The sequence below is a fragment of the Saccharopolyspora karakumensis genome (assembly GCF_004349225.1).
Lineage (GTDB): Bacteria > Actinomycetota > Actinomycetes > Mycobacteriales > Pseudonocardiaceae > Saccharopolyspora > Saccharopolyspora endophytica.
Genome location: NZ_SMLA01000068.1, coordinates 1 through 13,789 on the forward strand (window position 1 = coordinate 1; position 13,789 = coordinate 13,789).

Annotated in this window: 13 protein-coding genes; 9 read left to right on the forward strand and 4 right to left on the reverse strand. The window is 69.4% G+C overall.

The genetic code is table 11. The features are described 5' to 3' along the window. The first annotated feature begins 186 nt into the window (after positions 1–186). Entirely contained in the window at positions 187–954 is a 768-nt protein-coding gene (locus E1202_RS27740) for an enoyl-CoA hydratase/isomerase family protein (protein WP_132686282.1), read from the forward strand. Between the two features lie 118 nt (positions 955–1,072). On the opposite strand, the gene E1202_RS27745 is transcribed toward E1202_RS27740, so the two are convergent. The 3 genes from E1202_RS27745 to E1202_RS27755 form a co-directional block, all read right to left on the reverse strand. Further along, positions 1,073–1,870, reverse strand: a complete 798-nt coding sequence (locus tag E1202_RS27745; RefSeq protein WP_132686283.1) for a crotonase/enoyl-CoA hydratase family protein — start codon at positions 1,868–1,870, stop codon at positions 1,073–1,075. 10 nt (positions 1,871–1,880) lie between these two features. Beyond that, positions 1,881–2,639, reverse strand: coding sequence for an SDR family NAD(P)-dependent oxidoreductase (locus E1202_RS27750; protein WP_132686284.1), 759 nt, complete (start codon positions 2,637–2,639; stop codon positions 1,881–1,883). Positions 2,640–2,763: 124 nt separating this feature from the next. Continuing rightward, positions 2,764–3,936 carry a thiolase family protein gene (locus E1202_RS27755; RefSeq protein WP_132686285.1) on the reverse strand — a complete coding sequence of 391 codons (1,173 nt, stop codon included), beginning with the start codon at positions 3,934–3,936 and terminating at the stop codon, positions 2,764–2,766. A 134-nt stretch (positions 3,937–4,070) separates the two neighbouring features. On the opposite strand from E1202_RS27755, the gene E1202_RS27760 reads away from it, so the two are divergent. From E1202_RS27760 to E1202_RS27795, 8 genes are read left to right on the forward strand one after another with little or no spacing between them, the layout of a single operon-like run. Then, positions 4,071–5,234: an acyl-CoA dehydrogenase family protein gene (locus tag E1202_RS27760; protein ID WP_235879064.1), complete on the forward strand. Its 1,164-nt coding sequence runs from the start codon at positions 4,071–4,073 to the stop codon at positions 5,232–5,234. Between the two features lie 25 nt (positions 5,235–5,259). Next, a complete protein-coding gene (locus E1202_RS27765; RefSeq protein ID WP_132686287.1) occupies positions 5,260–6,033 on the forward strand; it encodes an SDR family NAD(P)-dependent oxidoreductase in 774 nt (257 codons plus the stop codon). A 22-nt stretch (positions 6,034–6,055) separates the two neighbouring features. Further along, entirely contained in the window at positions 6,056–7,708 is a 1,653-nt protein-coding gene (locus E1202_RS27770) for an AMP-binding protein (RefSeq protein WP_132686288.1), read from the forward strand. After that, positions 7,692–8,858: an acyl-CoA dehydrogenase family protein gene (locus E1202_RS27775; protein ID WP_132686289.1), complete on the forward strand. Its 1,167-nt coding sequence runs from the start codon at positions 7,692–7,694 to the stop codon at positions 8,856–8,858. The genes E1202_RS27770 and E1202_RS27775 overlap by 17 nt, the downstream gene beginning before the upstream one ends. Continuing rightward, positions 8,858–9,745: an HpcH/HpaI aldolase/citrate lyase family protein gene (locus tag E1202_RS27780; RefSeq protein ID WP_132686290.1), complete on the forward strand. Its 888-nt coding sequence runs from the start codon at positions 8,858–8,860 to the stop codon at positions 9,743–9,745. Before E1202_RS27775 ends, E1202_RS27780 begins: the two co-directional genes overlap by 1 nt. A gap of 1 nt (position 9,746) precedes the next feature. Then, entirely contained in the window at positions 9,747–10,214 is a 468-nt protein-coding gene (locus E1202_RS27785; RefSeq protein WP_132686291.1) for a MaoC family dehydratase, read from the forward strand. Continuing rightward, on the forward strand, positions 10,211–11,680 hold the full coding sequence (locus tag E1202_RS27790) for an aldehyde dehydrogenase family protein (protein ID WP_132686292.1): 1,470 nt from the start codon (positions 10,211–10,213) through the stop codon (positions 11,678–11,680). The genes E1202_RS27785 and E1202_RS27790 overlap by 4 nt, the downstream gene beginning before the upstream one ends. Before the next feature lie 27 nt (positions 11,681–11,707). Beyond that, complete coding sequence (locus E1202_RS27795; RefSeq protein ID WP_132686293.1) at positions 11,708–12,934, forward strand: CaiB/BaiF CoA transferase family protein; 1,227 nt, start codon at positions 11,708–11,710, stop codon at positions 12,932–12,934. A 65-nt stretch (positions 12,935–12,999) separates the two neighbouring features. Here the strand turns inward: E1202_RS27795 and E1202_RS27800 are convergent, their stop codons facing one another. Next, positions 13,000–13,764: an SDR family NAD(P)-dependent oxidoreductase gene (locus E1202_RS27800; RefSeq protein WP_132686294.1), complete on the reverse strand. Its 765-nt coding sequence runs from the start codon at positions 13,762–13,764 to the stop codon at positions 13,000–13,002. Between the last annotated feature and the right edge of the window lie 25 nt (positions 13,765–13,789).

The window sequence follows — 13,789 nt, forward strand, 5'->3', positions numbered from 1 at the left end:
CTCGGGGGCGGTCCGGCGGGTCGCCCGGCCGCTCCCGCTGCCTCGCGAATATTCGGTCGCACGGCGGAAATCCCGCCGCGAAGCGCCGCCAACTCTCACCGGAGTCCTCTCCGATGGTCCTTGGAGGTCGACGATATAAGGACTATCATTATAAGAGAATATCCCGGTGAGGAGTGGAGGAGACCGATGACCGACGTCCTCGTGGAGCGCGGCGCTGGTGAGGCCTTGTGGATCCGGTTGAACCGGCCCGAGCGGCGCAACGCGTTCGACCCCGCGATGTCCGCCGCGATCGTGGAGGCGCTGGAGGACGCCGCGTCCGCGCGCGCGGTGGTCATCACGGGCTCCGGCGGGAGCTTCTGCGCAGGCGGTTCGCTGCAGCAGCTGAGCACGCCGACGGTGGGGGAGATGCGGCAGCTCTACCAGTCAACCCTGCGGATGTTGGACGCCGTGCGCCAATGCCCCAGGCCGGTCATCGCCGCGGTGAACGGAGCCGCGGCGGGCGGGGGCAACGAGCTGGTCGTCGCGTGCGATGTGGCCATCGCCGCCCGTTCGGCGACCTTCGGGCAGACCGGGCCGCGAGTCGGCAGTTCGCCAGTGACCGGGGCCACCAACGTGATGGGTCTGCAGATCGGCGAGAAGCGCGCGAAGGAGCTGTCCCTGTTCTGCCGCCGCTACAGCGCCGAGCAGGCGGAGCGGATGGGCCTGGTGAACGCCGTAGTTGAGGACGATCTGCTGGAGCAGACGGTCACCGAGTGGTGCGGTGAGCTGGCCGCGCTGAGCCCCCGCTACCTGGAGATCACCAAGGTCAGCTCGAACGTCTGGTGGAACGCCGCGCGCGATTCGTTCAGCGCCGGCCTGGGCATGCTCGTCCAGGCGGTGGGCAGTCCGGACATGACCGAAGGCGCGGCGGCCTTCCTGGAGAAGCGCCGGCCGAACTTCCCGCCGCCGGAGTGAGGCCGGTCTTCGGGAAGTCCTTCGGCTCGGTGGTGCGGGATGTGCGGGCCACCGGGACGGGCACGGGAGCCGGCGCGGCGCGGCCCTGGTTCCCGTGCCCGTCGATCCTTTCCACCGGTCAGCGGCCCTTCCAGACCGGCGCGCGCTTCTCCTTGAACGCCAGAGCACCTTCGCGGGCGTCCTCGGAGCTGCGCACCGGTTCGCTGATCGCCTGCTGGCGGTCGAACGCCTCGTCCGACGACCAGTCGCGGGCGGCGTTGATGATCTCCTTGGTGGCGCGGACGGCGAGCGGGCCGTTGCTCGCGATCGCACGTGCCAGTTCCAACGCCGTCGCGCGGGCTTGGCCGGGCGGAGTGAGCCGGTTGACCAGAGACACCTCGTGCGCCGCCCGCGCCGAGACGAGTTCGCCGGTGAGCGCCCACTCGACCGCCACGTGGTGGGGCACGCGTTCGGGCAGCCTGAGCAGCCCGCCACCCGCCGCCACTAGGCCGCGCTTGACCTCGGGCAGTCCGAACTTCGCCTCGTCGGAAGCCACGATGAGATCGCAGGCCAGGACGATCTCGAAGCCGCCCGCGATGGCATGGCCCTCGACGGCCGCCACCAGTGGCTTCGCGGGCGGCTGCTGCACGATCCCGGCGAAGCCGCGGCCCGGTAGCGACGGCCGTTCCCCGGCGAGGAACGCCTTGAGGTCCATGCCCGCGCAGAAGCTCCGCCCTGCGCCGGTGATCACGCCGGCGACCAGGTCGTCCCTGCTGTCCAACTCGTCCAGCGCGGCGGCGATCGCTGTGGCGGTCGCGGTGTTGATGGCGTTGCGGGCCTCGGGCCGGTTGATCGTGATCACCTGAACGCCGTCGATGTTCTCGGTCAGGACGACTGGCTCGGTCCCGCCCGGTTTGGCACCACTGGATTCGGTCACGCTGCTCTCCTCATTTCGGCGGCATCCGGATCGCACCGTCGAGGCGGACCGTCTCGCCGTTGAGCATCGGGTTGTCGATGATGTGGTGGGCGAGCGCGGCGAACTCGTCCGGGTCCCCCAGTCTCTGCGGGTGCGGCGTCTGCTTCGCCAGCCCATCGCGGATCTCGTCGGAGAACCGGGCCAGGATGGGGGTGTCGAAGGTGCCGGGAGCGATGGAGCACACGCGGACCAGCTTCCGCGCGAGGTCGCGGGCCGCCACGAGAGTCATGCCCACCACCCCTGACTTCGCCGAGGCGTACGGGATCTGCCCGATCTGGCCCTCCGACGCCGCGACCGAAGCGGTGAGCACGCAGGCCCCGCGCTCGCCTTCGACCGGTTCGTTGGTCACCATCCGGGCGGCGGTCAGCCGGAGGACGTTGAACGAGCCGATCAAATTCGTGCGCACGATGGACTCGTAGGACTCCAGCGACCCCGGTTGGCCGTCCCGTTCCACGACGCGCACCGTTCCGCCGCGGCCCGCGCAGTGCACGAGCGCCCGGATCGGCCCCTCGGCCAGGTCGAGCGCCCGGCTCACGGCGTCGGCGTCAGCGACGTCCGCGGGACCGAATCGGGCCGAATCGCCGAGTTCCTTCGCGGCTCGTTCTCCCTCGGAGGTCGGCAGATCGATGATCACGGTGGGTACGCCTCGTTCGACGAACCGGCGCGCGGTGGCCAGGCCGAGGCCGGAGGCGCCTCCGGTGACGACTGCTGTCCCATTCTCCAGGTTCATGTCTCTCCTGTTCTCACACGTCGTTTCCGCTGTCTGCTCTGGTGTTCGCGAGCGGGTGCCCTGGCGTCGGGCGGCGTCAGAGGTTGCGGTGCCCGCTGCGGGAGACGAGCTCGAAGGCAGGTTGCTACGCGGACAGGTTCTCGATGATCGCGGCGTTGGCCATGCCGCCGGCTTCGCACATGGTCTGGAGGCCGTAGCGGCCGCCGGTGCGCTCCAGGTGGTTGATCAACGTGGTCATGAGGCGGCACCCGGATGCGCCGAGCGGATGCCCCAGGGCGATCGCGCCGCCGCAGGGGTTGAGCCGTTCGTCGGGAACCTCGAATTCGCGCTGCCAGGCGATCGGAACCGACGCGAAGGCTTCGTTCACCTCGAAGGCGGCGATGTCGCCCGGTGACAGCCCGGATCGCGCGTGGACGGCGTGCGTGGCGGGGATCGGACCCGTGAGCATCAGCGTCGGGTCGTCGCCGACCACCGCCGAGGCCATGATGGCCGCGCGAGGTCGCAGGCCCAGCGCCGCGGCGCGCTCCTCGGACATCACGAGCAGCGCGCTGGCACCGTCGGTGATCTGCGACGAGTTGCCGGCTGTGATCATCCAGTCCAGGTCTGGGAAGCGGGCCGTGTAGGGCTCTCGCGCGAACGCGGGGGTCAGCTGGCCGAGCCGTTCCGTTGTGGTGCCTTCGCGGATGGTTTCGTCGGCGGCGACTGCGGCGCCGTCCGGAGTCGTGACCGGCACGATCTCGTCGTCGAAGGACGTGGCGGCGGCGCGTTCGTGCGAGCGGGTCGCGTACTCGTCGAGCTCGGATCGGCTGAGCTTCCACTTCGTGGCCACGAGCTCGGCGGAGATGCCCTGGGGGACGAGCCCGGGGAACCGTGCGCGCACGTCCGGTCCGTGCGGGTCGGCGTCGCCGCGCGCGGACCTCATCGGCACCCTGCTCATCGACTCCACGCCTGCGGCGACGGCGATGTCGTACGCGCCGGCTTGGACGCCCTGAACCGCGAAGTCGATCGCCTGCTGGCCCGAGCCGCATTTGCGCTCGATCGTCACGGAGGGGACGTGCGTGGGGAATCCCGCCGCCAGCACCGCCTGGCGACCGGGGGTGGCGGACTGCTCGCCGACCTGGCCGACGCAGCCGACGAGCACGTCGTCGATCAGCCCGGGGTCGAGGTCGTTGCGGGCCACGAGCCGGCTGAGGACCTGCGCGAGCAGGTCCACCGGATGCAGCCCGGCCAGCGCGCCGGTGGACCTGCCGCGCCCCATCGGGGAGCGGACCGCGTCGACGATCACTGCCCGGCCCATTGTGGCCTCCCTAAACTATGATGATGATAAGCAGAGACAACTGCATCTTGCACGGGGTTGATCGGAGGAGCAAGCTTGACCGCGCTGCCGGTAAGACTATTATGATGATTACGATAATTGAGGGTGGTGGGCCAGTGGTATCCGCAATCGACGCCGACGAACAGCGCGCACTGAAGGAGGTCGCGGCCAAACTCGCCGCGGAGCGCTACGCGCCCCAGGCGGAGGAATGGGACCGCGAGCGGATCGCCTTTCCTCACGAGGAGCGGCGCTACCTGGGGGAACTGGGACTGCTCGGCATCGCGCTCCCGGAACGGCACGGTGGCGGGGGCGCACCGCTGCAACACGCGTTGACCGTCATCGAGGAGCTGGCCAAGGAATGCCGTCCCGCGGCGTTCCAGGTCTTCGAGTCCAACACCGGGCCGGCGCAGGTCGTCGCGAGATTCGGCAGCGAGGAGCAGCACGAGCGCTTCCTGCCACCGATCATCAGCGGGGATGCGACGCTGGCCGTGGCGATCTCGGAGCCGGACGCGGGCTCGGCCGCCACCGACATGAAGACCAAGGCCGTCGCCGAGGGCGACAAGGTCGTGGTCAACGGTTCCAAGCGGTGGATCTCCAACGGTGGCGAAGCGGATCACTACCTCGTCTACGCGCGCATGAACGACGAACCCGGGTCGAAAGCCATCGGCGCGGTGATCGTCGAAGCCGACCGGCCCGGCGTGAGCTTCGGTGAGCGCGAACGGCTGATGGGCTTCCGCGGCATCCCGTCGGCCGACATCCGCTTCGACGACGTCGAGGTCCCCGCGGAGAACGTGGTGCTCGGACCGGGACGCTTCCGCGAGCTCTTCGGCGCGTTCTCCATCGAACGACTCGGAAACGCGACGATGAGCCTCGCCCTGGGGCAGGCGGCGCTCGACCGGACCAAGCGCTACGTGCAGGAACGCGACCAGTTCGGCAAGCCGCTCGTGGAGTTCCAGAACGTCCAGATGACCCTGGCCGACATGCTGCTGCAGGTCGAAGCCGCCCGGCTGCTCATCCAGCGCGCGGCAGCCGGTGTCGGCGAGAACCTACCGAACTCGCTCGACGTGTCGCTGGCCAAGTGCACCGCGAACGAGATGGCCAAGCGGGTCACCGACCTCGCCATGCAGCTGCACGGCGGCAACGGCTACACCGAGGAGTTCGGCCTCGAACGGCTGCACCGCGACTCGCACGGGTGGGCGCTGGCCGGGGGCACTCCGGCGATGCAGCGCATCCGAATCGTCTCCGAAATGCTCGGCCGATCCTTCGACCAGCGCCGCTGACCAGTCCGACGGGAAGGAAACACTCATGACACGTCGCTTCGAAAACCGCACCGCCGCCGTCGTCGGCGGTGGATCCGGCATGGGCCGGTCCATCTCGCTGCGCCTGGCCGACGAAGGCGCTCACGTCTACGTCGCCGACCTCGGTGCCGACGCCGCCGAGGCGGTGGCCAAGGAGATCGTGGCCGCTGGGGGCAGCGCGGTCGCGCAGCAGGTCGACGCGACCGACAACGACAGCTTGCGCGCCCTGTTCGACCGCGTTCGCGACGAGCGCGGTGTGCTGCACGCGCTGCACGCGCAGGTCGGCATGCCCGGACCCGCCGGACTCGAGGTGTCCGACGAGCAGTGGGCCACCAACGTCGACGTCAACGTCAAGAGCGCCTACTACACCTGCACGCTCGGCTTCGACCTGCTCAAAGCCGCCGGCGGCACCGGCTCGATCACGATGACCTCGTCGACCTCGGCGCTGGTGGGCTCGCCGTTCAGCCCGATCTACTCGCTGACCAAGGGCGCGCTCGTGCCCTTCTCGCGGTCGTTGGCGCTCAACGGCGCGCCGGACGGGGTGCGCGTCAACGTGGTGTGCCCCGGCACCGTGCACACCCCGATGCTGGCCCAGTTCTTCGGCCGGGAGCCCGGAGCCGACGTCTCCGAGCTGACCAAGGACTTCGTCGGGGGGATCCCGCTCGGACGGGGCGCGCAACCCGAGGAGGTCGCGGCGGTGATCGCCTTCCTGCTCAGCGACGACGCGAGCTACGTCACCGGTGTCACCATCCCGGTCGACGGCGGATTGACGGCGAAGTAGCGACCCTGTGTGGAGGCCGAGCATGACCCGGGTTTACCGCGATCTCGTTCCGACGTTCGCCGATCCAGCGGACTGGACGCTCAGCACCGTCCTGCGGCACCACGCCGGGGAGCGGCCGGACGCGACCTTCCTGATGACGCCGGAGGAGGGGCTGCGGTGGTCGTACGCCGAGATGCTGTCCTCGGCGCAGCGGATCTCCGGCTCGCTGATCAAGACCGGCGCGCAGGCCGGTGATCGGCTGATCATCATGGCCGCGAACTCCTCCCAGCTGGTGCGGAGCTGGTTCGCCGCCGCGGTGGGAGGGCTGGTCGAAGTACCGATCAACACCAACTACGAAGGCGAGTTCCTGCGGCACCAGGTGGTCACCGTCGGGGCGCGGTGGGCGGTCATCGACGACACCCTCGCCGAGAGGTTCGTCCCGATCGCCGAGCACGCACGGGGCATCGAGCACTTCTGGGTGATCGACACCGGTCGCGGGCAGGAAGCCGTGGACGTGCTGCGGCGGGCCGGCTGGGCCGCCGACGTGTGGGACGACCTCGAAGAAGGGCCGGAGCTCGACCTCCCGGCAACCCGGCCGCAGGACCTCGGCGCGATCTTCTTCACCTCCGGCACCACGGGGCCGTCCAAGGGCGTGGCGATGCCGCACTCGCAGCTGTACTTCTTCGCGCAGATCGTCGTGTCCCTGACCCGGCTCACCCCGGAGGACACCTACCTGACCACCACGCCGCTGTTCCACGGCAACGCCCAGTTCATGGCGGTGTACCCGGCGCTCGTGGCCGGTGCTAGCGCCGTGGTGCGGCCGAAGTTCAGCGCCAGCCGGTGGATCGACCAGGTGCGCGAGTCCGGCGTGACGGTGACCAACTTCGTCGGCGTCATGATGGATTTCGCGTGGAAGCAGCCGCCGCGGCCGGACGACCGGGACAACCGGCTTCGGTGCGTCTACGCCGCACCCACCGCGAGTTCGATCGTGGCGGATTTCCAGGAGCGGTACGGCATCGAGGCGTTCGTCGACGCGTTTGGCCTCACGGAGACCTGCGCACCGATCATGTCGCCGTACGCCGTCGAGCGCCCGCCCGGCGCGGCCGGTCTGCAAGCCGCGGATTGGTTCGACATCCGGCTGGTCGACCCGGAAACCGACCACGAGGTGCCGGTCGGCGAGATCGGTGAGCTCGTGGTGCGGCCGAAGCACCCGTGGACGTGCAGCATGGGTTACTACGGGATGCCCGAGAAGACCGTCGAGGCGTGGCGAAACCTGTGGTTCCACACGGGTGACGCGTTGCGCAAGGACGCCGACGGGTGGTTCTACTTCGTCGACCGCTACAAGGACGCGCTGCGCCGGCGCGGGGAGAACATCAGCTCCTACGAGGTGGAGCAGGCGATCCTGGGGCACCCGGCGGTCGCCGAGTGCGCGGTGATCGGTGTTCCTGCCGGGGTCGAAGCGGGTGAGGACGAGGTCCTCGCGGCCATCGTCGCCACCGAACCCGTCGAGCCCGGCGCGGTCATCGACTGGTGCAAGGGCCGCATCCCCGATTTCGCCACCCCCCGCTTCGTCCGGTTCGTCGACGCGTTGCCGAAAACGCCTTCGGAGAAGGTGCGCAAGGCGGTGCTGCGCGACGAGGGAATCGCCCCGGGCACGTTCGATCGCCAGGAGAAAGCACATGGACTTCAGCGTTGACACGACGCACTCGGACATCCGGGAGGCCGTGCGCGCGCTGTGCGCAAGATTTCCCGACGAGTACTGGGCCCAGCACGACCGGGACGAAGAGTTCCCCTGGGACTTCTACAAGGCGGTGGTGGACGGCGGCTGGCTCGGTCTGACCGTGCCCGCCGAGTACGGGGGTGGGGGACTGGGCGTCACCGAGGCCGCGATCGTCGAGCAGGAGATCGCGGCCTCGGGGGCGGGGATGAACGGGTGCAGCGCTGTCCACATCGGAATCTTCGGGTTCGAGTCGATCATCAAGCACGGCAGCGCGGACCTGAAGGAGAGGTTCCTGCCCAGGCTCGTCGAGGGGGATCTCCACGTCTCGTTCGCGGTCACCGAACCGGACGCCGGAACCGACACCTCAACGATCTCGACGTTCGCGACGAAGGTCGAAGGGGGCTGGTCGATCTCCGGGAAGAAGGTCTGGATCACCAAGGCCCAGGAAGCCGAACGCCTCATCATCCTGTGCCGGACGTCCCCGCGCGAGGACAGTCCGAAGCGGACCGACGGCATGACGCTGTTCTTCGCGCCGATGGACCGCGAACGCGTGACGGTGCGCAAGATCCCGAAGCTGGGGCGTAACGCCGTCGACACCAACGAGCTGTTCATCGACGACCTGTTCGTCCCCGACTCCGACGTGATCGGCGAGGTCGGCGACGGCTTCCGCGCGATCCTCGCCGGGCTCAACGCCGAACGCGTCATCTCGGCCAACGCCTCGATCGGCATCGGGCGGGCGGCGCTGCGCCGTGCGACCACCTACGCCAAGGACCGCACGGTGTTCGGACGCCCCATCGGACAGAACCAGGCCATCTCGCACCCGCTCGCGCGTGCGCTGGTCCAGCTGGACGCCGCGGACCTGGTGTGCCAGCGCGCGGCGTGGCTGATCGACAACGACCAGCCCAGCGGCAAGGACGCGAACGAGGCGAAGTTCCTCGCCGCGGAGGCCGGCTTCTTCGCGGCCGACGCAGCCCTGAGCGCGCACGGCGGGTACGGCTATTCGAAGGAGTACCACATCGAGCGGTACTTCCGGGAGGCGCGGCTGATGCGCATCGCCCCGATCAGCCAGGAGATGGTGCTCAACTACGTGGCCGAGCACGTGCTCGGCCTGCCGAGGAGCTACTGATGCGCCCTTACCGTTCCGTGCTGTTCCTCCCCGGCCACCGCACGACGTGGGTGGACAAGGCGTTGCGCGCCAACGCGGATGCGATCGTGCTCGACTTGGAGGATTCCGTTCCTTCGGGGGAGAAGGTCGCCGCGCGGGAGGCGGTCGCCGACTCCATCCGACGGGTCCGGGAGTCGGGAAGCGAGGTCGGGCTGTTCGTGCGGGTCAACCCGCTGGACACCCGGCTCACCGGTGGTGATCTCGAGGAGGTGGTCGTTCCCGGCCTGACCGGTGTCTTCGCGCCGAAGATCGAGCGGAGCACCGACGTGCTGCGCTACGACGCGCTGCTCGACCACTTCGAGGAGCGCAACGGGGTTTCCGGTCTGGAGTACATCGTGCCGGTCGAAACGGTTCGCGCGATCCACGACTGCCTGGAGATCGCGACCGCGTCCCCGAGGGTCGGGGCCATGATCGGCCCGACCGCTGAGCACGCGGACATCGCCAAGGCCGTCGGGTACGAGTGGACCCCCGAGGGAACCGAGACGCTCTACCACCGCAGCCGGATCCTCCTGGCGTGCAGGGAAGCCGGCATCCACGCGCTGACCGGGTTGTGGGAAGACCTCGCGAACCTGGACGGCCTGCGGGAGTTCGCCGCGCGCGGCAGGCAACTCGGCTTCCGAGGCGTGATCGCGATCCACCCGAGCCACGTCGCCGCGATCAACGAGGTGTTCTCACCGTCCACTGAGGATGTCGAGTTCTACCAGGGTCTCGTCGAGGCGTACGAGAAGGCCCGCGCCGAGGGCACGGGGGCGTTGCGCTATCGCGGCCTGCACATCGACAAAGCGCACTACGACAAGGCGGTGGAATGGCTGGCGCGGGCCGAGGCCATCGCGGGAAACGGGGAATGACATGCGCGGTCTGTACTTCGAGGAGTTCGAGATCGGTGCGGAGTACACACATCCGTTCACCCGCACGGTCACCGAGATGGACAACGTCATGTTCACCTCGCTGACGATGAACCTGCAGCCGCTGCACCTCGACGAGGAGTTCGCCAAGAAGAGCGTGCACGGTGCGAGGGTGGTCAACAGCCTGTTCACGGTGGCGCTGATCGGGGCGTTCCACGTGCCGGAGCTGACGATGGGAACCACCCTCGGCAACCTCGGCTACGACAAGATCCAGTTCCCGCACCCGGTGTTCCACGGGGACACCTTGCGGGCGGAGACGACGATCCTGGACAAGCGGGAGTCCACCAGCCGCGACGACTCCGGGATCGTGTGGTTCGAGCATCGCGGTTTCAACCAGGACGACACGCTCGTCTGCCTGCTGCACCGAGTCGGCTTGATGGCGAAGAAACAGGAAGAAGAGGGTGCCCGATGACCAAGACACCGGAGTCGATGCGCGACTACGTGCCCGGGGTGCGCACGCTGACCATCGCCAACAAGCCGGTGCAGCCGGCCGGGCAGCGCTGGGACGTCGTCAACCCGGCCACGGAGGAGGTCCTGACCGAAGTTCGCGGCGCCTCCGCCGAGCAGGTCGACCAGGCGGTCCGCGCCGCGCGGGACGCCTTCGGCGGCTGGGCCGCGCTCCGGCCGGATGAGCGCTCGGCGGCCATTCACCGGCTGGCCGACGTGCTGGAGGCCCGCGCCGACGAACTGCTCCCCTCGATCGTCAACGAGGTCGGCACACCGGTGTCGCTGGCCGACGGACTCCAGGTGAAGATGGGTCTGGGGCACCTGCGCTGGCAGGCCGAGGCGGCCAAGAAGGACCGCACGGTGCACCTCGGGGGCTACGACCAGCCGGTGCCGACCGTGAGCGAGGTGTCCCACTACCCGGTGGGCGTCGTCGCCGCGATCACCGGCTACAACTACCCGCTCAACCTGGCCATCTTCAAGTTCGGCGCCGCGCTGGCCGCAGGCTGCACGGTGGTGCTGCTGCCGTCGCCGCGCACGCCGCTGACCACCCTGCTGCTCGGCGAGCTCAGCCGCGAGGCGGACCTGCCGGACGGCGTGTTCAACGTGATCGTCGGCGACGCCGAGGTGGGACGGCGGCTGTCCTCGCACCCGGGGGTGGACAAGGTCTCGTTCACCGGGTCCGACGCGGTCGGTGCGAAGATCATGGAGCAGGCGGCGGCGAACCTCAGCGGAGTGACGCTCGAACTCGGCGGGAAGTCCGCCAGCATCGTGCTGCCCGGCTGCGAGGTCGAGTCGTTCGCCGAGGAGATGCACCTGCGCTGGTCGCGCAACGGCGGCCAGGGGTGCGCGGCGCTGGCCCGGCTGCTGGTGCACGACGACCTCTACGACCGCTTCCTGGCCGCGAGCGCCGGCGCGTTCGACCAGATGCACGTCGGCGACCCGTGGGACCCGAAGACCAACATCGGGCCGATGATCCGGCCGGAACACCGCGACCGGGTGCAGAGCTTCGTCGACGGCTCGCTCGACGAGGGCGGCCAGGTCCTGCTGTCCGTCGACCAGCCGGTGCCTGAGAAGGGCTACTTCATCAACCCCGTGCTGCTGGGCGGCCTGCCGCACACCGCGCGCGCCGTGCAGCAGGAGATCTTCGGCCCGGTGGCGGTCGTGCTCCCGTTCCGGGACGCCGAGGAGGCCGTCGAGCTGGCCAACGACACCGCCTACGGGCTGGCTGCCAACGTCTGGGCGCCGGACCTCGACGAGGGCAAGCGCGTCGCCGAGAGGTTGCGAGCCGGAACCGTGTGGATCAACGGCGGCGGCGCGATGCGGCCGGACGCGCCGTTCGGCGGTTCGGGGCGTTCGGGCGTGGGCCGGGAGATCGGTGAGTGGGGCATCCACGAGTACCTGGAGCCCAGGCACGTCCAGTGGCGCGTGTAGTGCGCGGGCGATCGAAAGGGAGGGGTCATGGCTGAAGCCGGTGACGCGCCGCTGGCCGGTGTGCGCGTGCTAGAACTCGGTGCGGGCTACGCCGCACCGACCGCCGGGAGGATGCTGCGTGATTTCGGCGCCGAGGTCATCAAGGCGGAAGATCCGGTCAACGGTGATTACGCGCGTCAGTGGGTGCCGCAGAAGGACGGCCTGTCGCTCGGGTTCGGCCGCCTCAACAGCGGCAAGCGCTCCGTGGGCATCGACCTCCGCCAGCAGGGCGGCCGAAATCTGGTGCGCCGCTTGGCCGCCGAGGTGGACGTCGTCGTCGAGTCGTTCCGGCCGGGGCGGCTGGAAGGCTGGGGGCTCGGCTACGACGTGCTCAGCGAGCGGAACCCGAGCCTGGTCCTCACCAGGATCTCGGGCTTCGGGCAGACCGGGCCGTACCGTAATCGGCCCGGTTTCGGCACCGTGGCGGAGACGTCCAGCGGGTTCGCCCACATCAACGGCTGGCCCGAGCACCCTCCGACCTCGCCTCCGTTCGGGTTCGCCGACTCCATCGCGGGCATCTCGGCGGCGATGGGCACGGCGATGTCGTTGTTCCGCAGAGAGCGCACCGGCAAGGGCGAGGTCGTGGACGTGGCGCTGTACGAGCCGCTGCTGTTCATCGTCGGTGACATGGTGCTGAAGTACACGGGGCTCGGCGAGGTGCAGGGTCGCATCGGCAACGCCACCGGTGCCGCGTCCCCCCGCGGGATCTACCAGTCGGCGGACGGAAAGTTCCTGTCGATCGCTGCGTCGAACCAGATGATCGCCACCAGGCTGTTCACCGCGATGGGGCAGCCGGACATGATCGAGGACCCGAGGTTCGCCACCGGACCGGCACGGCTGGAGCACAACGACCTGCTGCAGAAGTACGTCAGCGACTGGGTCGAGTCGTTGCCCAGGGATGCGGCTCTCGCCGTGCTCGAGGAGCACGAAGTGGTGTGCGCGCCCGTCAACGACGCCTCCGACATCGTGGCGGATCCGCACTTCCTGGAGCGCACGCTCGTCGGCATCACCGGTCCGGGCGGCTGGGATTCGGTCATGACGCCCGGTCCGGTGCTGCACCTCTCCGGCTACGAGGGGCCCGCCTACGACGGCGTGCCCGGAATCGGCGAGCACACTCACGAGGTGCTGGGGGCGGGGCTCGGGCTCTCCGGTGACGAGCTGGGGGAACTCGTCGCCGGAGGTGTGATCACCGGTCGCGGGGACGCTTCAGGGTGAGCCCGTTCTGAAAATGGCTGCCCGGTCCCGGCCGGGCCCACCCCGGGGTGGGCCCGGCCGGTGGCCTACGGCTGCCCACCATCGACGGCGAGCACCGCGCCGGTGGTGTAGCTGGAGGCGTTGGACGCCAAGTACACCGCCATGCCCACGATCTCGTCCGGCCGGCCGCCGCGTTGCAAGGCGAAGCGCTGGGCTCGGGCGGCGAACTCGGCGGGGTCCCAGGACGCGCTGACGTCGGTGTGGAAGGTTCCGGCCATGATGGCGTTGCAGCGCACCGAAGGGCCGAAGGTGTGCGCGAAGCCCGTGGTGATCGCGTTCAGCCCGGCCTTGGCAGCGGCGTAGGGGAGCACCGACGGTCGCGGGCGGGTGGCGGCCGCGCTGCTGATGTTGATGATCGACCCGCCGGTGCTCTCGGCCATCCTGCTGCCCACCAAGGCGGAAAGCCGGAACGGACCCTTGAGGTTGACCGCGATCACCTTGTCGAACAGCTCCTCGGTGATGCCCTCGACGCGGTCGTAGAGCGGCGACATGCCCGCGTTGTTGACCAGCACGTCGATCCCTCCGACCCGCTGGTAGACGTCGTCGACGAGCTCGTCCAGCCGGTCCCATCGGCCGACGTGCGCGCTGATCGGGAACGCCCTGCGGCCCGTCTCGCGTTCCACCTCGGAGGCGGCTTCCTCGCAGGCTTCCTGCTTGCGGCTGGAGATGATGACGTCGGCACCCGCCCGCGCCAGGCCCAAGGCGATCGCCTTGCCCAGCCCACGGCTGCCGCCGGTCACCATCGCCACGCGGCCGTTGAGGTCGAACGCACTGGTCGGATCGAAGTTCATGAGGTCACCTCGGCGTTAGTTGACG